General features: G+C 71.7%; 18 protein-coding genes. 8 read left to right on the top strand and 10 right to left on the bottom strand.

The features are described 5' to 3' along the window. Positions 1 to 132: 132 nt before the first annotated feature. Both ACZ6K0_RS07100 and ACZ6K0_RS07095 read left to right on the top strand, forming a co-directional pair. Positions 133 to 741, top strand: a complete 609-nt coding sequence (locus ACZ6K0_RS07100) for a helix-turn-helix transcriptional regulator (protein ID WP_469227996.1) — start codon at positions 133 to 135, stop codon at positions 739 to 741. A gap of 85 nt (positions 742 to 826) precedes the next feature. Further along, positions 827 to 1,567 (top strand): tyrosine-protein phosphatase, encoded by a 741-nt coding sequence (locus tag ACZ6K0_RS07095; protein WP_469227607.1) that lies wholly within the window; start codon positions 827 to 829, stop codon positions 1,565 to 1,567. A gap of 32 nt (positions 1,568 to 1,599) precedes the next feature. On the opposite strand, the gene ACZ6K0_RS07090 is transcribed toward ACZ6K0_RS07095, so the two are convergent. Continuing rightward, a complete protein-coding gene (locus ACZ6K0_RS07090; RefSeq protein ID WP_469227608.1) occupies positions 1,600 to 2,685 on the bottom strand; it encodes an RICIN domain-containing protein in 1,086 nt (361 codons plus the stop codon). Between the two features lie 301 nt (positions 2,686 to 2,986). Further along, the gene (locus ACZ6K0_RS07085) at positions 2,987 to 4,012 is read right to left on the bottom strand and encodes an ATP-dependent 6-phosphofructokinase (protein ID WP_376399889.1); all 1,026 of its coding nucleotides are present in this window, start codon (positions 4,010 to 4,012) and stop codon (positions 2,987 to 2,989) included. A 380-nt stretch (positions 4,013 to 4,392) separates the two neighbouring features. Between ACZ6K0_RS07085 and pta the strand changes: the two genes are divergently transcribed. The 3 genes from pta to pyk all read left to right on the top strand — a co-directional run bounded on the left by pta (position 4,393) and on the right by pyk (position 9,228). Next, complete coding sequence (pta, locus tag ACZ6K0_RS07080; RefSeq protein ID WP_469227609.1) at positions 4,393 to 6,486, top strand: phosphate acetyltransferase; 2,094 nt, start codon at positions 4,393 to 4,395, stop codon at positions 6,484 to 6,486. Next, positions 6,483 to 7,715, top strand: a complete 1,233-nt coding sequence (locus tag ACZ6K0_RS07075) for an acetate kinase (protein WP_376399895.1) — start codon at positions 6,483 to 6,485, stop codon at positions 7,713 to 7,715. Before pta ends, ACZ6K0_RS07075 begins: the two co-directional genes overlap by 4 nt. An 82-nt stretch (positions 7,716 to 7,797) precedes the next feature. Next, entirely contained in the window at positions 7,798 to 9,228 is a 1,431-nt protein-coding gene (pyk, locus tag ACZ6K0_RS07070) for a pyruvate kinase (RefSeq protein ID WP_376399898.1), read from the top strand. A gap of 87 nt (positions 9,229 to 9,315) precedes the next feature. Here pyk and ACZ6K0_RS07065 read toward each other — a convergent pair whose 3' ends face one another. From ACZ6K0_RS07065 to ACZ6K0_RS07050, 4 genes are all read right to left on the bottom strand, one after another. After that, positions 9,316 to 10,686 carry a hypothetical protein gene (locus ACZ6K0_RS07065; RefSeq protein ID WP_469227610.1) on the bottom strand — a complete coding sequence of 457 codons (1,371 nt, stop codon included), beginning with the start codon at positions 10,684 to 10,686 and terminating at the stop codon, positions 9,316 to 9,318. Then, positions 10,676 to 11,245: a DUF6114 domain-containing protein gene (locus ACZ6K0_RS07060; protein WP_376399904.1), complete on the bottom strand. Its 570-nt coding sequence runs from the start codon at positions 11,243 to 11,245 to the stop codon at positions 10,676 to 10,678. Before ACZ6K0_RS07060 ends, ACZ6K0_RS07065 begins: the two co-directional genes overlap by 11 nt. Positions 11,246 to 11,349: 104 nt before the next feature. Next, positions 11,350 to 12,024 carry a DUF6230 family protein gene (locus ACZ6K0_RS07055; protein ID WP_376399906.1) on the bottom strand — a complete coding sequence of 225 codons (675 nt, stop codon included), beginning with the start codon at positions 12,022 to 12,024 and terminating at the stop codon, positions 11,350 to 11,352. A 626-nt stretch (positions 12,025 to 12,650) separates the two neighbouring features. Continuing rightward, the gene (locus ACZ6K0_RS07050) at positions 12,651 to 13,625 is read right to left on the bottom strand and encodes a tetratricopeptide repeat protein (protein WP_469227611.1); all 975 of its coding nucleotides are present in this window, start codon (positions 13,623 to 13,625) and stop codon (positions 12,651 to 12,653) included. Positions 13,626 to 13,945: 320 nt separating this feature from the next. Here ACZ6K0_RS07050 and ACZ6K0_RS07045 point away from each other — a divergent pair, with 320 nt between their 5' ends. Next, positions 13,946 to 14,575, top strand: coding sequence for a TetR/AcrR family transcriptional regulator (locus tag ACZ6K0_RS07045; RefSeq protein ID WP_376399912.1), 630 nt, complete (start codon positions 13,946 to 13,948; stop codon positions 14,573 to 14,575). Between the two features lie 86 nt (positions 14,576 to 14,661). Here the strand turns inward: ACZ6K0_RS07045 and ACZ6K0_RS07040 are convergent, their stop codons facing one another. The 4 genes from ACZ6K0_RS07040 to ACZ6K0_RS07025 all read right to left on the bottom strand — a co-directional run bounded on the left by ACZ6K0_RS07040 (position 14,662) and on the right by ACZ6K0_RS07025 (position 18,613). Next, a complete protein-coding gene (locus ACZ6K0_RS07040; protein WP_376399915.1) occupies positions 14,662 to 16,362 on the bottom strand; it encodes an acyl-CoA mutase large subunit family protein in 1,701 nt (566 codons plus the stop codon). 72 nt (positions 16,363 to 16,434) lie between these two features. Continuing rightward, positions 16,435 to 16,767: a DUF3817 domain-containing protein gene (locus tag ACZ6K0_RS07035; protein WP_351815410.1), complete on the bottom strand. Its 333-nt coding sequence runs from the start codon at positions 16,765 to 16,767 to the stop codon at positions 16,435 to 16,437. 43 nt (positions 16,768 to 16,810) lie between these two features. Continuing rightward, a complete protein-coding gene (locus ACZ6K0_RS07030; RefSeq protein WP_376399919.1) occupies positions 16,811 to 17,320 on the bottom strand; it encodes a MarR family winged helix-turn-helix transcriptional regulator in 510 nt (169 codons plus the stop codon). Between the two features lie 42 nt (positions 17,321 to 17,362). Beyond that, complete coding sequence (locus ACZ6K0_RS07025) at positions 17,363 to 18,613, bottom strand: MFS transporter (RefSeq protein ID WP_469227612.1); 1,251 nt, start codon at positions 18,611 to 18,613, stop codon at positions 17,363 to 17,365. 171 nt (positions 18,614 to 18,784) lie between these two features. Here ACZ6K0_RS07025 and ACZ6K0_RS07020 point away from each other — a divergent pair, with 171 nt between their 5' ends. Both ACZ6K0_RS07020 and ACZ6K0_RS07015 read left to right on the top strand, forming a co-directional pair. Further along, positions 18,785 to 19,777, top strand: a complete 993-nt coding sequence (locus tag ACZ6K0_RS07020; protein WP_376399925.1) for an ArsR/SmtB family transcription factor — start codon at positions 18,785 to 18,787, stop codon at positions 19,775 to 19,777. An 82-nt stretch (positions 19,778 to 19,859) separates the two neighbouring features. Then, positions 19,860 to 20,891 (top strand): glycoside hydrolase family 6 protein, encoded by a 1,032-nt coding sequence (locus tag ACZ6K0_RS07015; RefSeq protein WP_376400496.1) that lies wholly within the window; start codon positions 19,860 to 19,862, stop codon positions 20,889 to 20,891. Positions 20,892 to 20,940 lie beyond the last annotated feature (49 nt).

Genomic DNA, 20,940 nt, shown 5'->3' with positions numbered 1-20,940 from the left:
TCCTACGACGTCGCACGTTGGGGGAACGCACCGTAGCCAGCCGTCACGGTCCGCACCTACCGTGGCCGGGTGCACCAACCCTCTCCCCCCTTCAACGCCCTGGCCGCGCGCCGTCTGCGCGAAGGACTCGGCATGGCCCCGGGACATGTCGCGTACGGCCTCCGCGCCCAGTACGGCTTGTTCGTCACCCCCGATACCGTCGCCGCCTGGGAACGCGGCCGCCTCCTTCCGACCGAGCAGGAACTCACCGCCCTCGCGGGCGTCCTCTGGTGCGACCCTTCCGAACTCATCGCCGCCGCGACGACCCTGCGCGAGCACCGGCTGGCCCGCGCACTGTCCGCGGAGGAGCTGGCCCGCCGGATCGGTGTCGCGGCCCACGCGTACCAGCGGATGGAGGACGAAGGCCGTTGGCGCGGCACCGAACGCCAGACGGCCACCCTCGCGGAGGTCCTCGGCCTCGGCCCGCGCGCGCTGATCACCGCCACCGGCGGCGACGAGAGCCTCGCCGAGGTGCTGCGCGACGCGGCCACCACCCGCTGGCAGGCCTACGTGAAACCGGCCGTGAAGATGGTGCCGCTGCCCAAGCGGACCGTGGAGTCGGCCCTCCAGCGGCTGCACTCGGAGTACCACGCGCGGATGGCGGCGACCAGCAGCTGGGGCGCCTCGGGGGCGACGGGCGACGAGGGGCGCGCGTACCTGGAGGGGATCACCGATCACTTCTGGGCGGCGGTGGGTCTGTAGCGGCCGGACCGACGGACGTCCGACCATCGGCCTGGGGGAGGCCGTACAGGGGAGGCCGTTCAGGGGACGCCGTACATTGGCGACCGTGATTCGACACATACCCTTCGAACGACTCCACAACTTCCGTGACCTGGGCGGCTATCGGACCCCCGACGGCGGGACCGTGCGGTGGGAGACCCTCTACCGCTCCGACTCCCTGGCCAAGCTCGCGGGAGCCGGCACCGACGACCTCGCCCGCTTCCGCGCGCTGCGCGTGGCCACCGTGATCGACCTGCGCTACCCGTGGGAGATCGACGCCAAGGGCCGCCTGCCGGAGACCGAGGAGGTCGCCTGGCACAACCTGTCCATCGAGCACCGGCCGTACGACCAGGCGGAGATCGACCCGGACCTCGACCCGTGGCGCTACCTCGCCGACCGGTTCGCCGAGGTCGCCGAGGACGGCGCGGAAGAGATCCGTACGGCCCTGGAGGTCATCGCCGCGGCCGACGGACCGCTCGTCTTCCACTGCGCCTCCGGCAAGGACCGCACGGGGCTGATCGCGGCCCTCGTCCTCGCGCTCCTCGACGTCCCCGACGAGGAGATCCTCGCGGACTTCGCGCTCACCGAGCTGGCCACGGAGCGGCTGATCGCCGACTGGCAGGCGTCGCACCCGGGCCGTGAGCTCCGCTGGCCGGGCTACGGCAGGGCGCCGGCCGAGATCCTTCGGCTGTTCCTCGCGGACCTGCGCGAGCGGTACGGCTCGGTGTACGGGTACGTCACCGGCCACGTCGGGCTCGACCCGGCGGTGGTGACGGCGCTCAGGACCCGGCTGGTCGACCCGGCCTAGGGCCTGTCCGGCGGATCATGGCCGGACAGGCCCTAACTCCGGCGGTCGAAGCTGAAGAGCTGACCGGTCGCGTCCGGCGCGCAGGGGGCCTGGGCCAGTCGCGCCCAGTCCGCCGAGCGGTCGCCGACGACGGTGACGCAGCTGCCGGGCGTCGCGGAGTCCGCCGGAACGATCCGGTAGCCCTCGACGGGGGCGCCGTACGGCTCCAGGACGAACTCCTCGACCCGGCTCGGGTCGCCGCACTCGGAGTCCTCGTACGCGGCGTCGGGTATCCGGCCGCCGGAGGGTATGCCGGAGCAGCCGGGGCCGTAGTCCGGGTGGTCCGAGACGATCCTCCACCGGCCCCCGCCGCGCTCCGTCAGCGAGTACAGCGGCACCTTCGCGTCGGCGCACGGCACCTGGTGGATCTGCCCGGTGCGGGAGCCGCGCCGCTCGCCGAGGCACAGGTCCGCGCCGATCACCCGGATGCGGACGTCCCCGGCGGCGGGCGCGGTGAGGGTACGGGGCGGGTGGGCGCCGTGCCCGTCCCGCAGGACGGCGACGACGCTGAACCCGGCGAGTACGAGACCGGCCAGCGCGACCGTCGCGACGAGGGCGCGGCGTATCCGGGACCGGGGCCCCGGCCGCCGGGCCGCGGGGGCGCCGTCCTGCGGCTCCACCGGCTCCCCGGGCCAGACGACCGCGGGCCCGACGGCCGGCACGGGGTCGGTCTCCGCGTGCGGGCCGTCGCCAGGGTCGGCTCCCCCGACCGGCCCTTCGCCCGCGCCCTCGGCCTCACCAGCGCCAGCGCCCGCGCCTTCGCCCTCGCCCTCGCCCTCGGGCTCGTACACCCCCCGTACCGCGAGCCCCTTCCGTACCGCCTGCCACTCCTCAAGGCCGCCCGGACCCACCCCGCACGCGCGGACGAACGAGAGCAGGAGCTCCTCGCGGGGGACGGTGGCGCGGGCCAGCATGTTGGCGACGGTGGACCGGGGCAGGACGTCGCCGCGCGCCTCGGCCCGGGCCGAGAGCTCGCGGTAGGTCAGGCCGGACCAGTCCTTGAGCGCCTGGAGGCACGCGACGAACTCCGCGGCGTTCCGTGTCTCCCGCGGGTCGGGTGCCTTCTCCCCCGGCATCATCCGCGTCTCCCCCTTCCGCCGGACAGGGTTGGGACATGTCCGGGACAAGCCTCAAGCCTTGTTGATCTCACGCTCCGGCTCAAGAGTGGAACCCGGCAATTCCGGTGGTGATGCCGGTCACGACGAGTGGCCCCGACCCTCCACGGGGGGAGGGTCGGGGCCACTCGGGCGTGTCCGGGTCCCGGAGAGGATCCGGGACAGGTCGGGACGGAGGTCCCGACCGGAAGGACCTTCGGAAGACCGGTCAGGGCACGGCCGGCAGACCGGTCAGAGCACGGCCGGAAGACCGGTCAGGGCACGGTCAGAAGACGGACTCGGCCTCGCGGATCCGGTCCCCGGGAACCGTCTTGAGCTGCGTCACGGCCTCGGCCAGCGGCACCATCTCGATGTCCGTGCCGCGCAGCGCCGTCATCCGGCCGAACTCGCCGCGGTGCGCCGCCTCCACCGCGTGCCAGCCGAAGCGGGTGGCGAGCACCCGGTCGTACGCGGTCGGCGTGCCGCCGCGCTGGACGTGGCCGAGGATGACCGGGCGGGCCTCCTTGCCGAGGCGCCGCTCCAGCTCGACGGCGAGCTGGTTGCCGATGCCCTGGAAGCGCTCGTGACCGAACTGGTCGATCTCGCCCTTCTTGTACTCCATCGAGCCCTCGGCCGGATGCGCGCCCTCGGCGACGCAGATGACCGCGAACTTCTTGCCGCGCGCGAAGCGCTCCTCGACCATCTTGACGAGGTCGTCGACCTGGAAGGGGCGCTCGGGGAGGCAGATGCCGTGCGCGCCGCCGGCCATGCCGGACTCCAGCGCGATCCAGCCGGCGTGGCGGCCCATCACCTCGACGACCATCACGCGCTGATGGGACTCGGCGGTGGTCTTCAGCCGGTCCATGGCCTCGGTGGCGACGCCGACGGCGGTGTCGAAGCCGAAGGTGCGGTCCGTGGAGGAGATGTCGTTGTCGATCGTCTTCGGGACGCCGACGACGGGCATGCCCGCGTCGGAGAGCATCTGGGCGGCGGTCAGGGTGCCCTCGCCGCCGATCGGGATGAGGACGTCGATGCCGTACTGCCGGGCCAGGTCGGGGGCCGACTCGGCGGCCTCGGCCAGCCGGTTGCGCTCCAGGCGCGCGGAGCCGAGGATCGTGCCGCCGCGGGCGAGGATGCCGCTGACGTTGTTGAGGTCGAGGGGGCGGTAGTGGCCGTCGAGGAGGCCCTTGAACCCGTCCTCGAAGCCGATGACTTCGTCGTCGTGGCCGGTCAGCGCCCGGTGCACGACCGACCGGATCACTGCGTTCAGGCCGGGGCAGTCGCCGCCTGCGGTGAGAACTCCGATGCGCATCGTGCTGTGTCTCCTGCTCGGTCGCGGTCCAGATGAGCCACGGCAATTCTCACACGCCCGGCCTGACGGGGACGCTCGTCGCCGCTCCGCGCGTCCCTCCCGGGGCCCCCGTCGGGCTCCCGCGGAGGCCTTTCGTCCCGGGGTTCCGGGCCCTTCGTCCGGCGGGCGACGTAACCACTGGCGGGGGTATTGTCAAGGGGGTAATGCCGCCCTATAGGGGCTTTCCGAGGGCCGCCGGTTGACGCACGAGCGAGCGAGGCACGAGCAATCGACGCACGAGCGGGCGATCGACGCACGGGCCGCGAGGGTGCCGCGAGGCATCCACCCGGCCCGTTCCCCAGGACCGCCCCGATCCGCAGGACTGGACAGGAGACCACGGCGTGACGCGCAGCGTGTACGTGACCGGGATCGACCGCGGTGACGGCCGCCAGGTCGTCGAGCTGGGAGTCATGGAGCTCCTCACCCGCCAGGTGGACCGGGTGGGGGTGTTCCGGCCGCTGGTGCACGACGGCCCCGACCGCCTCTTCGACCTGCTGCGGGCCCGCTACCGGCTCTCGCAGGACCCCTCGACGGTCTACGGCATGGACTACCACGAGGCCTCGGACCTCCAGGCCGAGCGGGGCACGGACGAACTGGTCTCGCAGCTCGTCGACCGGTTCCACGCCGTCGCGCGCGACTACGAGGTCGTCCTCGTCCTCGGCACCGACTTCGCCGCCACGCAGCTCCCCGACGAGCTCGCGCTCAACGCCCGCCTCGCCAACGAGTTCGGCGCCTCCGTCATCCCGGTGGTCGGCGGCAAGGGCCAGCCCTCGGAGTCCGTACGGGCCGAGGCCCGCAACGCCTTCCGCGCGTACGACGGGCTCGGCTGCGACGTGCTCGCGATGATCGTCAACCGGGTGGCGGCCGAGGACCGTGAGGTCATCGCCGAGCGTCTCTCCGCCCGGCTGCCCGTGCCCTGTTACGTCCTGCCGGACGAGCCGGCGCTCGCCGCGCCCACCGTCTCCCAGATCACCCAGGCGCTCGGCGCCTCCGTGGTCCTCGGCGACGACCAGGGCCTCGCGCGGGACGCCCTCGACTTCGTCTTCGGCGGCGCGATGCTGCCGAACGTCCTCAAGGCGCTGACCCCCGGCTGTCTCGTCGTCACCCCCGGGGACCGGGCCGACGTGGTCGTCGGCGTGCTCGCCGCGCACTCGGCCGGAACCCCGCCCATCGCCGGCATGCTGCTCACCCTCGACGAGCGGCCCGGCGAGGAGATCCTGACCCTGGCGGCCCGGCTCGCGCCCGGCACCCCGGTCATCTCCGTAGCCGACAACAGCTTCCCCACCGCGGCCGAACTCTTCTCCCTGGAAGGGAAGCTGAACGCCGCCACCCCGCGCAAGGCGGAGACCGCCCTCGGCCTCTTCGAGCGGCACGTGGACACCTCCGACCTCCTGAAGCGGGTCTCGGTCGCCCGCAGCGGCCGGGTCACCCCGATGATGTTCGAGCACGAGCTCCTCGAACAGGCGCGCACCGACCGGCGCCGGGTGGTGCTCCCCGAGGGCACCGAGGAGCGCGTGCTGCGCGCCGCCGACGTGCTGATCCGCCGCGACGTGTGCGACCTGACGCTGCTCGGCGACGTCGAGGTCATCCGCAAGAAGGCCGCCGAACTGAGCGTGGACCTCGGTGACACGCAGCTGATCGACCCGCAGACCTCGGAGCTGCGCGACGCGTTCGCCGAGAAGTACGCGGCGCTCCGCGCCCACAAGGGCGTCACCGTCGAGCTCGCGTACGACGTCGTCGCGGACGTGAACTACTTCGGCACCCTGATGGTGCAGGAGGGCCTGGCCGACGGCATGGTCTCCGGCTCCGTGCACTCCACGGCCGCGACGATCCGCCCGGCCTTCGAGATCATCAAGACGAAGCCGGAGGCGTCGATCGTCTCCTCGGTCTTCTTCATGTGCCTCGCCGACAAGGTGCTCGTGTACGGCGACTGCGCGGTCAACCCCGACCCGAACGCCGAGCAGCTCGCGGACATCGCCGCCCAGTCGGCGGCCACGGCGGCGCGCTTCGGCGTGGAGCCGCGGATCGCGATGCTCTCGTACTCGACCGGGACGTCGGGCTCCGGCGCGGACGTCGACAAGGTGCGCGAGGCGACGAAGCTGGTCCGCGAGGCGCATCCGGAGCTGCGGATCGAGGGCCCGATCCAGTACGACGCGGCGGTGGAGCCGTCCGTCGCCGCCACGAAGCTGCCGGGCTCGGAGGTGGCCGGGCAGGCGACCGTGCTGATCTTCCCGGACCTCAACACCGGCAACAACACCTACAAGGCCGTGCAGCGTTCGGCCGGCGCCGTGGCCGTCGGCCCGGTGCTCCAGGGTCTGCGCAAGCCCGTGAACGACCTCTCACGCGGCGCGCTCGTCAGCGACATCGTCAACACGGTCGCCATCACGGCGATCCAGTCCCAGGTCCCCTCCCAGGGTCAGGAGCTCCCCGCATGACCGGCACCCCCACCCGCGTCCTCGTCCTCAACTCCGGTTCGTCCTCCGTCAAGTACCAGCTGCTCGACATGGCGGACGGCAGTCGGCTCGCGGCCGGCCTGGTGGAGCGGATCGGCGAGGAGACCTCCCGGCTGGTGCACACCCCGCTCCAGGGCGGCGGCGGGGAGAGGCGCGAGAAGAACGGCCCGATCGCCGACCACGCGGCGGCGCTGAAGGCGGTCGCCGAGGAACTGGCGGCGGACGGCCTCGGTCTGGACTCCCCCGAGCTGGCCGCGATCGGCCACCGGGTGGTGCACGGCGGGCTGCGGTTCAGCGCTCCGACGGTCGTCGACGACGAGGTGCTCGCGGAGATCGAGCGGCTGGTGCCGGTGGCGCCGCTGCACAACCCGGCGAACCTCACCGGCATCCGTACGGCGATGTCGCTGCGCCCGGACCTGCCGCAGGTGGCGGTCTTCGACACGGCCTTCCACACGACGATGCCGGAGTCCGCGGCGCGGTACGCGATCGACGTGGCGACGGCGGACGCGCACCGCATCCGGCGGTACGGCTTCCACGGCACCTCGCACGCGTACGTCTCGCGCGAGACGGCGAAGCTGCTCGGCCGGGCTCCCGAGGAGGTGAACGTGATCGTGCTGCACCTGGGCAACGGCGCCTCCGCCTCGGCGGTGCGGGGCGGCCGGTGCGTGGACACCTCGATGGGTCTGACGCCCCTCGAAGGCCTGGTCATGGGCACCCGCTCGGGCGACATCGACCCGGCGGTCACCTTCCACCTCAAGCGGGTGGCGGGCATGTCGGCCGACGAGATCGACGTCCTCCTCAACAAGAAGTCCGGCCTGGTCGGGCTCTGCGGCGACAACGACATGCGGGAGATCCGCCGGCGCGTGGACGAGGGGGACCCGGCGGCGACGCTCGCCTTCGAGATCTACGTCCACCGTCTGAAGAAGTACATCGGCGCGTACTACGCGGTGCTCGGCCGGGTGGACGCGGTGGTGTTCACGGCGGGGGTCGGCGAGAACGCCGCCCCGGTGCGGGAGGCTGCGATCGCGGGCCTGGAGGAGCTGGGTCTCGCCGTGGACGCGGACCTCAACTCCGTCCGTTCCGACGAGGCGCGGCTGATCTCTCCGGACTACGCGCGGGTGGCGGTGGCCGTGGTGCCGACGGACGAGGAACTGGAGATCGCACGGCAGAGTTTCGCGCTCGTTCAGAGCTCGGCGAGCTCGAACGAGTGAACGCTTGAGCGGGCCCGCGCCCATTTGTACTTTCCGCCAGTCGGAATATTCCGCAGTGAAACAAACCGATAGGATCCGCCTCATGCGCCGTTCCAAAATCGTCTGTACGCTGGGCCCCGCCGTCGACTCGTATGAGCAGCTGAAGGCTCTCATCGAGGCCGGCATGAACGTGGCCCGATTCAACTTCAGCCACGGATCCCAGGCAGAACACCAGGAGCGGTACGACCGCGTCCGGCAGGTCTCCGCGGACACCGGGCACGCCGTCGGCGTCCTCGCCGACCTCCAGGGCCCCAAGATCCGCCTCGAGACCTTCGCCGAGGGCCCGGTCGAGCTGGTGCGCGGTGACGAGTTCACCATCACCACCGACGACGTCCCCGGCGACAAGTCCATCTGCGGCACCACCTACAAGGGTCTGCCCGGCGACGTCTCCAAGGGCGACCAGGTCCTCATCAACGACGGCAACGTCGAGCTGCGGGTCGTCGAGATCGACGGCCCCCGGGTCAAGACCGTGGTCATCGAGGGCGGTGTCATCTCCGACCACAAGGGCATCAACCTGCCCGGCGCGGCCGTCAACGTCCCCGCCCTGTCGGAGAAGGACGTCGACGACCTCCGCTTCGCCCTCCGCATGGGCTGCGACATGGTCGCCCTCTCCTTCGTCCGCGACGCCGACGACGTCAAGGACGTCCACAAGGTCATGGACGAGGAGGGCCGCCGGGTCCCCGTCATCGCCAAGGTCGAGAAGCCGCAGGCCGTCGAGAACATGGAGGCCGTCGTCGCGGCCTTCGACGCGGTCATGGTGGCCCGTGGCGACCTCGCCGTCGAGTACCCGCTGGAGCGGGTCCCGATGGTGCAGAAGCGTCTCGTCGAGATGTGCCGCCGCAACGCCAAGCCGGTCATCGTCGCGACCCAGATGATGGAGTCGATGATCACCAACTCCCGTCCGACCCGCGCCGAGGCGAGCGACGTCGCCAACGCGATCCTGGACGGGGCGGACGCGGTCATGCTGTCGGCCGAGTCCTCGGTCGGCGCGTACCCGATCGAGACCGTCAAGACGATGTCGAAGATCGTCACCGCGGCCGAGCAGGAGCTGCTCTCCAAGGGCCTCCAGCCCCTGGTCCCGGGCAAGAAGCCGCGCACCCAGGGCGGCTCCGTCGCCCGCGCGGCCTGCGAGATCGCCGACTTCCTGGGCGGCAAGGCGCTGATCGCCTTCACCCAGTCCGGCGACACGGCCCGCCGCCTCTCCCGCTACCGGGTGCAGCAGCCGATCCTCGCGTTCACGACGGACGAGAACACCCGCAACCAGCTCACCCTGAGCTGGGGCGTCGAGTCCTTCCTCGTCCCGTTCGTGGAGACCACGGACGCGATGGTCGACCTCGTGGACGCCGAGCTCCTGAAGCTCCAGCGCTACAGCGAGGGCGACACCATGGTCATCACGGCCGGCTCGCCCCCCGGCGTCCCGGGCACGACGAACATGGTCCGCGTCCACCACCTCGGCGGCGGCGAGCACGCCTGACGTCCCGCCTGATCCGTACACGGCTGTGGGCCGCACCCCTGGAGAAGGGGTGCGGCCCACAGCCGTATGCGCGTACGCGTACGGGGATCAGCTGGGCTCGATCGTGTTGTGGAGGCCCTGGACCTTGAGGGTGCCGCCGAACTGGCCCGCCTGCTTGAGCTTCACCTGGGTGAAGAAGGCGAAGGGGACGTCCAGCGGGGGCGGGGACTCCGGACCGAAGGTGATCGGGATGAGGCCGAAGAGGTTGCCCTTCAGTTCCTCGGTGTACATGGTCACCGTGCCGTCGGTGATGGTCGACGTCGAGCCCTTGTCGGAGCGGACGTGGCCGGTGAAGCCCTCGGAGTGGACCGTCAGCTGGTGAAGGTCCTTGATGTCGATGCCGGTCGCGGTGAACTTCAGGACCTTCTTGATCTTGCCGCTGCCGGTCTTCACCTCGACGATGCCGTGGTACTTGAGGCCCTTGAGGGTGAGGAGCGTGCTCTCCAGGCGCCACGGCTCGTCCGGGAGCAGCGGGATGCCCGGCTCCAGTTCGGCCGCGGCGAGTGCCTCGGCGTCGAGCTCGGGGCACGGGAAGCGGGGCTTGGCGCCGTCGGGTATGGACTCGTCCTTCTTGGGGTCGAGGCCCTGGGCGCTCTTCGGGAGCTCCTTGACCGTGGCACCGGCCTTGTCGGCCGCCTCCTCGATCGCCTTCTTGGTCGCGTCGGCGGCCGGGTCGACGGTCGGCTTCGGCTTCGGCTCGGCGGGCGCGGTGGCGGTGGCCGAAGCCGTCGCGGTCGGCTCGTCCGCGGGCGCGGTCGGATCGTCGGCGGTCGCGGGCTTCTGGACCGGGGCCGTCGTCGTCGGAGCCGCCGTCGTGGGCGCGGCCGTGGTGGCCGTCGGCTTCGGGTCCGGGCCGTCGAAGAGGTCCTTGAGCGCGTCGCCCACGCCCAGCGGGTCGAGCGGGTTCGTCGACTTCGTGGGGGTGGGGGTCGGGGTGGCCGTGGCCGAGGGGGTCGCGGTCGGCGCCGGCTCCCTGTTCTGCTGCGTGGTCGCCTGCCCGGTCTCCGTCGCGGTCGGCGTCGGGGTCGGGGTAGCGGTGGCGCTCGCCGAGGCGGTGGCCGTGGCCGTCGGGCCGGTCGTCGCCGTGGAGCTCGGGCTCGCGGACGCGGTCGAGGTCGCCGAGGGGGTCGCCGTCGGCTTCGCGCTCTCCGTGGGCTTGGCCGTGGGCGTCGCCGTCTCCTCCGGAGTCGGCTCGTCCGAGCGGGTCACGCAAGGTCCCGGTGCGAAGGGGATGTCCTTGTCGTCGGCGAGGGCGAGCTTGGGCGTGAGGCCCATGCCCACGAGCACCGCGGTCGGCATGGCGGCCAGCGCCATGGCCTTGCCCGCAGGGCCCTGGATCCTGTTCAGCAGCGACTTGCGCGGGGCCGCGTGCCGCGGGCCCTCCTTCGCGAGCGCCGACTGAGTCTCGTCACCCCGCACTGTTCCTCCCGCCGTTGGCGTCGATCGTCGTTTCGGTCGCCTGGTGCTCCGCCTCGTACTGCTGCGGGATGTCGGCCGCCGGCACGACCGCGGTCTCGAGTTCTGCTCCGGCCTCTTCGGAGGCCTCCGGCCGGCCGTCGTGCTCTGCGTCGTCGGCGCTCTCCTCGACCGGGGGCGCGGGCGCCCACGCGACGGACATGCCGCCGCCGATGAGGGAGAACAGGAACCCGATGACGAGGCCGCCGAAGTTCGACACCGGGATGGAGACGAGCGCCAGGATGATCGTCGCGACGCCCGCGAACACACGGACGATGGGCTGGAACCACATCGTGAAGCCGAGCGTGATGAGCAGGACACCGATGATCAGCGCACCGGCCCCGGCGGTCGTCTGCATGGCGAGCGTGGCGTTGCCGAGCCGCATGTCCCCGTACGGCAGGTAGGCGATCGGCACTCCGCCGATCATGGTGAAGATTCCCGCCCAGAAGGGCCGGGTCTGCCGCCAGACCTTGAACCGGTTGTCCTTGGGGACTTCACGGGAGGCGGGGATCTCGGCGCTCATGGATACAGCTCCCTGGAAGCGGTGTTGCTGAGAAGGTGAAGAAGGTGGTGCTGAGGCCGGAGCGGGCGGGGCCGTACGGGACGGCCCGCACCCGCCGGACCGAATCAGCCCTTGTAGCACTCCTCCGACGTGCCCCGGTGCAGGGACAGGCTCAGGTTGGGGAGCTTGAAGGTGGCGGCCGTCGTGGCCCACGCCTTCTGCCTGACGTTGTTGAGCGTCGCGTCCTGGGCACGCTGACCGAAGCCGAAGGGGTTGGCCTGCGTGTTCGGCTGGATGCCCGGCTTGCCGTCGACGGGCTTGCCGTCGGGCCCGGTGTTGAGCGCACCGGCCGCGATGCCGAGGTCCATCTTGCCGAACTCGGCATCGGCCTTCAGCTCGGAGACATCGAGGTAGATGCCCTTCGCGTAGACCGGCTTGTTCGGCTCCGTTCCGGCCTCGAGCCGGAGCGTGACGGAGTCACCGATGAACGGCACCTTCGGCGTGACCACCGACTGGCACATGTTGGTGATCCAGGCCTCGGAGAAGCCCGAGACGGCGACGGGCTCGGCGAAGGGCTTGCCCTCCAGGTCCTTGCCGCCGTCGACGCTGCCGTACTGGACGAAGTCCTTGCCGACAAGGCTGTCGGCCTTAACCTTGAACTCCTGGCCGGAGATGCTGAAGGACGCGGCCAGCGCGCCCTGGGCCAGGCCGACACCGATCGCAGCCGTCGCGGCCACGCTCGGGACCATGACGACGGCGAACCGCTTCCATCTGGTGCCGCCACGAACCTGGGACTTCATGAGAATTCCTCCTTCTCGGACGTACATCGCCGGAAGGGCCGGGGGGCCCGTCCCGGGATGGGAGAAGAGCTACGTCCTCGGGAAGGGGAGCACCGAGGCATCAGGCGGCGCGATGCGCGTCCGAATCACCGGCGATCACCCCCGAGCGACAACCATGAGCCACGCTTTGCGCGTGACCGGATTGGACAGGCCCCGTTCGGTGCGAGCGGGAACCCCCCTGTCCATGGCCGGCGCCTGGGGCACCGACCGCCCGGTGGGGACCCTTGCCGTGTCCCGGTTGGTTGCCGGGGTGTGCGGTTCGGACCGAGCGTCGCCGATCGTGGTCGATTCCGGGCCGTCGCACAAGGGGGTTCGTTACTCGCTAGTAACGGGTGGATAACCGGGGCATGGCGGGGTGGCGCCGAACGGGCACGCAGGGTGCGGTCGAGTGATGCCCAATATCAGCAGATAGCCGTATGAATGCGGACAGAATCCTCGGTTTGATTTACTGCAAGTAACAGCGGCCGCGATTACCAAGTTTTGGTAAAGCGCGGCCGCTGTTTGTCGCTGTGTCGCCAAATCGTCGGACGATCCGGCGGGTCAGGAACGCCTCGGAAGGCGCCTGGGAAGACGTCCCGGAAGGCGTCTCAGAAAAGGACCCGGGCGAGCGCCTGGCGGGCCGTCGTCACCCGCGGGTCGTCGACGCCGATCACCTCGAAGAGCTCCAGGAGCCGCAGCCGCGCCGCGTCCCTGTCCTCGCCGAACGTGCGGCGCACGGTCTCCACGAGGCGCCCGAAGGCGTCCTCCACGTGACCGCCCACCAGGTCGAGGTCGGCGGCGGCGATCTGCGCGGCGACGTCGGCCTGGTTGTCCGCCGCGTTCTTGCGGACGGCGGCGGGGTCGAGGTCCTGGACCCGGGTGAGGAGCTCGGCCTGGGCCAGGCCCAGCTTGGCCTCCGGGTGGGCCGGGTCGTCGGCGAGCACGTTCTTGTACGCCTGGACGGCGCCGGCCAGGTCACCCGCGTCGAGCGCGGACATGGCCGCTTCGAGGAGGGCGTCGTACGGGCCGGCGGGGCGCGCGGCGGGGGCGGCCGATCCCTCGGCGTCCGCGTCCGCGTCCACGGCGATGCCCGTGAGACCGAAGCGCTCCTCGCCGACCTGGATCAGCTGGTCGAGGGTCTCCCGGATCTGGGCCTCGGGCACCGCGCCCTGGAAGAGCGGCAGCGCCTGACCGGCGACCACCGCGAAAACGGCCGGAATTCCCTGGATGCCGAACTGCTGCATCAGCATCTGGTTGGCGTCGACGTCGATCTTCGCGAGCAGGAAGCGGCCGTTGTACTCGACGGCCAGCCGCTCCAGGAGGGGGCCGAGCTGCTTGCACGGCTCGCACCACTCGGCCCAGAAGTCGAGGACGACCGGGACCTCGGCGGAGCGCTGGATGACATCGCGCTCGAAGCCGGCCTCGTCGACGTCGATCACCAGGGCGGAGGGGGGCACCGCGGCGGAACCACCCTGCCGGGCGGCCTCGGCGCGGACCTGCTCCGCCTTGGCCTTGGCCTCTCCGGCCGCCTTCACCGCGGCAAGGTCGACGACGCCGCTCATGGACATGTTTCGGGGCTGCATGCGTACATCCTCCCCCTTCCGCGCGTGTAACCGGTAAGTCATGGCTGAACCGTGCCGCCCGTACGTCTCCCGCCGGTGTGCGAGACGCGTGGGCAACACGGTTCTTCGTCTTCGATCCGCACCGGGTCCCCACCCGGTGCTTGCCGGATCCCCACCCGGCAGTTGGTTGTCGCTCGGGCCGCTCAAAGCCTTTCGCTACAGGTCGTAGCGTAACTCTCCGGGAGGATCGGCGGGGAGGGCGCGGGAGCGATCCGCTCGGTGAACTGCCTCACATCGCGCACCTCTGGCGCCGTACCTACCGGCGGGTATGGTCGATCCCCATGTGCAGCAGTACCCCCCGCAACAGCCGTACCGGTCGCCCTCGCTCCACCGAGGCCGACGCGGCCATCCTGGAGGCGACCCGCGCCGCCCTGGTCGACCTCGGCTGGTCCAAGCTCACGATGGGGGACGTCGCCGGCCGCGCCGGGGTTGCGAAGACGACCCTCTACCGCCGCTGGGCCAACAAGAACGAGCTCGTGGTGGACGCCGTCGCCGTCCTCTTCGATGAACTCGAACTGCCCGACCTGGGTTCCCTCCAGGCCGACATCGAGCACGTCGTGATCCAGTTCGCGGCGCTCCTCGAACGCCCGGAGACCAAGACGGCCCTGATGGCGGTGGTGGCCGAGTCGACCCGCGACGCACCGCTGCGCGAGCGCATCCGCGCCTCGATCGTCGACCGCCAGAAGCGGCTCGTCCTGGCGGGCCGCCGACGGGCCCAGCAGCGCGGCGAACTCCCCGCGGACCGCGATCCGGTCGCCGTGGACGCCACGGACGACCTGATCTTCGACGTCATCGCGGGCGCGGTCGTCCACCGCGCCCTCGTGAGCGCCGAGCCGGTCGACGGGGAGTGGGTGGCCCGCCTCTCGGCCCTCCTCGTGGGTGGCCTGGGCGCGGTGGCGGCCCTCGGTTAGGTGCCGGAAGTACGTCACCTCGCACGCCGGCAGGGGCGGTACGGGAGTCCCCGTACCGCCCCTGCCGGCGTAGCGATGGCCGACGGTCAGAAGCCCGGCGGCTCGGTGTAGACGCCCCACTCGTCGCGCAGGACGTTGCAGATCTCGCCGAGGGTGGCCTCGGCGCGGACGGCCTCCAGCATCGGGGCGATCATGTTCGAGCCGTCCCGGGCCGCCGCGAGCATCGCGTCCAGCGAGGCGCGGACCTTGGCGTCGTCACGGCGCTCCTTGCGCTCGCCGAGGACCCGGACCTGCTCCCACTCGACCTCGTGACTGACCCGCAGGATCTCCAGGTCGCCGGTGACGGAGCCGTGGGCGCAGTTGACGCCGACGACCCGCTTGTCGCCCTTCTCCAGGGACTGCTGGTACTGGAAGGCGGACTCGGCGATCTCGCCGGTGAACCAGCCGTCCTCGATGCCGCGCAGGATGCCCGAGGTGATCGGCCCGATCGGGTGCTGCCCGTCCGGGTGGGCGCGGCGGCCGCGCTCCTTGATCTGGTCGAAGATCTTCTCGGCGTCGGCCTCGATGCGGTCGGTGAGCTGCTCGACGTACCAGGAGCCGCCCAGCGGGTCGGCCACGTTGGCCACGCCGGTCTCCTCCATCAGCACCTGCTGCGTGCGGAGGGCGATCTCGGCGGCCTGCGCGCTGGGCAGCGCGAGGGTCTCGTCGAGGGCGTTGGTGTGGAGGGAGTTGGTGCCGCCGAGGACGGCGGAGAGGGCCTCGACCGCCGTACGGACGACGTTGTTGTACGGCTGCTGGGCGGTGAGGGAGACACCGGCGGTCTGGGTGTGGAAGCGGAGCCACTGCGCCTTGTCGGTCTTGGCGCCGTAGACCTCCTTCATCCAGCGCGCCCAGATCCGGCGGGCCGCGCGGAACTTGGCGATCTCCTCGAAGAAGTCGAGGTGCGCGTCGAAGAAGAAGGAGAGGCCGGGGGCGAAGACGTCGACGTCGAGGCCGCGGGAGAGGCCCAGCTCCACGTAGCCGAAGCCGTCGGCGAGGGTGTAGGCGAGCTCCTGCGCGGCCGTCGCCCCGGCCTCGCGGATGTGGTAGCCGGAGACGGAGAGCGGCTTGTACGCGGGGATGCCCTGCGCGCAGTGCTCCATCAGGTCGCCGATGAGACGCAGATGGGGCTCGGGCTCGAAGAGCCACTCCTTCTGCGCGATGTACTCCTTGAAGATGTCGGTCTGGAGCGTGCCGTTGAGTACGGCCGGGTCGACGCCCTGCCGCTCGGCGGCGACCAGGTACATGCAGAAGACGGGCACGGCAGGACCGGAGATCGTCATCGAGGTGGTGACGTCGCCGAGCGGGATGTCCTTGAAGAGGACCTCCATGTCGGCGGCGGAGTCGATGGCGACACCGCAGTGGCCGACCTCGCCGAGCGCCTTCGGGTCGTCGGAGTCGCGGCCCATGAGGGTGGGCATGTCGAAGGCGACGGAGAGGCCGCCGCCGCCGGCCTCCAGGATCATCTTGTAGCGCTCGTTGGTCTGCTCGGCGTTGCCGAAGCCGGCGAACTGGCGGATGGTCCAGGTCCGGCCCCGGTAGCCGGTCGCGTGGAGTCCCCGGGTGTAGGGGTACTCACCGGGCCAGCCGATGCGCTCGAACCCCTCGTAGGTGTCGCCGGGCCGGGGCCCGTAGACGGGCTCCACGGCGTCGCCGGAGAGCGTGGTGAAGTCGGCGTCCCGCTTGCGGGCCTTGTCGTAACGGGCCTGCCAGCGACGGCGGCCTTCCTCGATGGCGTCAGCGTCCATACCCTCGAATTTACTAGGACGTCCTAGTAAATGTCGATGGCAAACCTCCGCACATACGTGCGGAGGTGGGGGTCAGGCCTTCACCGGCTCCGGCTGCACGCCGCTGACCAGCGGCAACGTCTCGCGGACGACCTTGCGCTCGACGAAGAAGGCGGCGAAGGGAATCGTCCCGGACAGCAGCACCCACAGGAGCTTGCCGAACGGCCACTTGGCCTTGGAGCCCAGGTCGAAGGCGAAGACCAGGTAGATGATGTAGAGGACGCCGTGGGCCTGGGAGACCGCGAAGGTCACGTCCTCACCCATGTCGAACCCGTACTTGAAGACCATGCACGTGCAGAGCACGAGCAGCATGACGGCGGTCACGTAGGCCATGACGCGGTAACGGGTCAGCACGCTGGATTTCATGCCGTCGAGCGTAACGGCACGTTCCGGGCGATCTTCGCGCGGGTCAGCTCTCGTCGAAATCGTGCGCGCTCACCCGCAGCGGGCGCAGCATCGCGAAGATCTCGCCGCACTCCTCCGCGTCGTACGCGCCGAGACCGAACTCCATGTCCATCAGGTCGCGGGTCGCGGACTCGACCACCTCGCGCCCCTTCTCGGTGATGGTCGCGAGGGTGCCGCGGCCGTCGTTGGGGTTCGGGCGCTTGGCGACCAGGCCGGACTTCACGAGCCGGTCCACGGTGTTCGTCACCGAGGTGGGGTGCACCATCAGCCGCTCGCCGATCTTCGACATCGGCAGCTCGCCCGCCTTGGAGAAGGTGAGCAGGACCAGGGCCTCGTACCGCGCGAAGGTCAGCCCGTACGGCTTGACGACGGCGTCGACCTCCGCGAGGAGGATCTGGTGGGCGCGCATGATCGAGGTGATCGCGGCCATCGAGGGGACCGGGCCCCAGCGCTTCTGCCAGAGTTCGTCGGCGCGGGCGATGGGGTCGAAGGGGAGACTGAGCGGCTTCGGCACGCGTCGACCTTACCCATGGGGAACTTGGCGGTCAGCCCCGTCTCATTTCTCGGTCGCCCCGGAGGCCCTCAGCTCCGCCGCGGCGGCGAGCAGGCAGAGCGTGCCGACGACGCCCGTGCCGGCGACGACCGTGTGGACGGGGGCGAACTCGGCCGCGATCCCGGCTCCCGCCATGCCGATCCCCTGGACGGTCATCATGCCCGCCGTCATCAGGGTCATGGCCCTCCCCCGCTGGTCCTCGGGGACGGCGGCGACGAACCAGGCGTCGAGGCCGAGGGTGTACGCGCCGGTGGCGCCCGCCAGGAAGAGCGCGACGACCGCGAGGGCGACGCCGGGCTCGGGGGCGTACAGGAGGTAGGGGAGGACGCCGGTCACCGCGAGCGGGAGCACGATCCGGGAGCGGGTCACCGCGTCGAGGAAGGACCCGGCGAAGAGCTCGCCCGCGATGGTGCCGACGGGCAGCGCGCACATGAGAAGACCGAGGGCGGCGGTGGAGACGCCGATCTCGTCGGCGTACGGGGCGGCGAGCGCCTCCGGTACGACGGCGAACAGCGGCGGCACCCAGAACATCAGCATCAGGGCGCGCACGCGCCGGTTCCGCAGGACGGCCCAGGTGCCGGCGAGGCCGCTCGCGGCCGACTTCCCGGCGGCGCGGGCGGGGCGGCGGGCGGTGCCGAGGCGCAGCAGCAGCGCCGAGACGAGGAAGGTCACGGTGGTGACGGCGAGGGCGCCGCGCGGCGGGACGACGGTGAGGAGGACGCCGCCGACGGCGAAGCCGGTGAGGAGGGCGCTCTGCGAGACGATCCGCAGGAGGGAGCGGCCGAGGACGAAGAGGTCGCCCTCGCCCAGGATGTCGGCGAGGGTCGCCATGCGGGTGCCGTTGAAGACGGGCGAGACGACGGCGATGGCGCAGCGCAGGACGAGCAGGACGGCGACGGGGGTCGCGGGGACGACCATCGCGGCGACGCAGGCGGAGCAGACGAGGTCGCAGACGACGAGGATCCGGCGGGGCGGGAGGCGGTCGGTGAGGCCGGCGAGGAGGGTGCCGCCGATGAGGTAGGGGAGGAAGCCGAGGGCGAAGGTGAGGGAGGAGAGGAGCGGGGAGCGGGTGAGGTCGTAGACGAGCACGGTGAGGGCGAGCTCGCTGACGACGACCCCGAGCAGGGAGAAGAGGTGCGCCACGAAGACGAACCGGAACTCCCGCACCCGGAACACGGCCCGGTACCCGGGGCCGGGCGGTGGCTCCGGAGCGGCAGCGGGCAGGGAGGTGGCGGGAGAGGCGGTGTTCGGCATGACGGCAGCGTGCCGTCGGGTGGCGCCCGCGCCCTAGACTTTCGGCTCCACGCGAATGTTCCGATGCTCGGCTGCTCCGCTGTTCCGTTGCTCGGCTGCTCCGCTGTTCCGTTGCTCGGCCGTTCCGCCGTTCCGCCGTTCCGATCCTCCGCGTCCTGGAGAGGGTGCCCCGTGCCGTACCACCTGCGCTTCGGCGAGGCCGATCCGCTGCGGATCCGGTTCGCGATCTCGCCGCTCTGGGAGACGCACTCCGCCGTGCGGGTCCTCGCGCGGCCCGGGAAGCAGAGCTACCACCTGCCGTGGATGCGGCGGATCGCGGGCGCCGCGCGGGGGCTCGACCTCGGGCCGCTCCAGCTCCTCATGCCGCTCCGCGGGCACAGCCCGGACTTCCTCTATCCGCCGCCGCTCGGGCCCGCCGCCACCTTCGACGAGGAGATCGCCGCCGTACGGGACACCGACCCGGCCCTCGCGCTCGTCGACTTCGAGCGGGCGCTCGCCGAGACGCCGGGGGCGGCCGCCACGGAGGAGGGGCGGCGGCTGCTGGCCGATCCGGCCGACGGGGTGCGGCGGCTGACCGTGCTCCTGGAGGCGGCCTGGGAGGCGCTGATCGCTCCCGAGTGGCCCCGGCTGCGGGCGCTCCTGGAGGCGGACGTGGCGTACCACTCGCGCCGGCTCGCGGAGGGCGGGCTCGAACGGCTCCTGAGCGAGCTGCACCCGGCCTTCGCCTGGGCCGCCGAGACCGCGACCCTCCAGGTCGCCTACGCCGGGGAGCACGACCGCCCGCTGGACGGGCAGGGGCTCGTCCTCATGCCCTCGGTCTTCACCTGGCCCGACGTGGTGAGCGGCTTCGATCCGCCGTGGCAGCCGACCGTGGCCTATCCGGCGCGCGGGATCGGCGGGCTGTGGGCCGAGCCCCGGGACCGCACGCCGGAGGTGCTCGCCCGGCTGCTGGGCCGCGCCCGGGCGGACGTCCTGTGCGCCCTGGACGAGCCGACGGGGACGACGGCGCTCGCGCACCGTCTCGGCCTCGCGCCCTCCTCCGTCTCCGCGCATCTGGCGGTGCTGCGGGACGCGGGGCTGCTCGCGTCCCGGCGGTACGGCCACCAGGTGCTGTACGAGCGGACGCCGCTGGGCATCGCGGTGTCGCAGCCCGGAACGGAATGACCGTCATGCCACGATGGCCCCGATTATCCCGCACCTCCCGCGTATGCCCGCCGCACCCGCCGTACCCGACCCTGGGGGCCGGATGTCCCGCCGCACCGTCATCGCCGCCGCCCTGACTCTCGTCTCCGCGCTGCTCCTGACCGGATGCTCCGGCGACGACTCCGCGAGGACGCCCGTCGGCCCGCCGTCCGCGGCCGGCGAGGGCTCGGCGGGAGAGGCACCGGCCCCCTCCGCGGGCTCCCCCTTCTGGGTCGACCCGGAGAGCGACGCGGCGAAGCAGGTCCGGCAGTACGAGGCGCAGGGCAGGACCGAGGACGCCGAGGTCCTGAAGCGGATCGCGGAGCGGCCGGTCGCGGACTGGCCGGCCGGGGACGACCCCGTCCCCGAGGTCACGCGCGCGGTCCGGGGCGCGGCGGCCGAGGGCCGGACCCCGGTCTTCGTCGCGTACAACATCCCGCACCGGGACTGCGGGATGTACTCGGCGGGCGGCTCGCACGACGCGCGGGCCTACCGGACCTGGGTCGACTCCTTCGCGTCCGCGATCGGGGACTCCTCCGCGATCGTCGTCCTGGAGCCGGACGCGGTGCCGCACATCGTGGACGGCTGCACCCCGTCGCAGTACCACGACGAGCGGTACGGGCTGCTCGCCGAGGCGATCGAGCGGCTCAAGCGGCAGCCGCGCACCCGGGTCTACCTGGACGCGGGCAATCCGGCGTGGATCGACGACCCGGGCAAGCTGGTGGAGCCGCTGCGCCGGGCGGGCATCGCCCGCGCGGACGGCTTCTCGCTGAACGTCTCCAACTTCCAGACGAACGACACGGTGAAGGGCTTCGGCTCGATGCTCTCGGGGCTGCTCGGCGGCACCCACTTCACGGTGGACACCAGCCGGAACGGCGACGGCCCCCTCCCGGGCGACCGGGCGGAGGCCTGGTGCAATCCGCCGGGCCGGGCCCTCGGCGTACCGCCGACGGACCGGACCGGGGACGAGCTGGTCGACGCCTATCTGTGGATCAAGCGCCCCGGCGACTCGGACGGTCAGTGCAGGGGCGGCCCGGCCGCCGGGACGTGGTGGCCGGAGTACGCCCTGGGCCTCGCCCGGCGGGCGAAGGCCTGAGGTCCGGGACCTGAGCGCAGGGACCTGAAGCCCGGGACCCGAGCGCCGG

The sequence above is a fragment of the Streptomyces sp. NPDC042346 genome, assembly GCF_055581845.1.
Note: the sequence above shows the minus strand (reverse complement) of the source record. Positions and strands in the feature narration are given on the sequence as shown.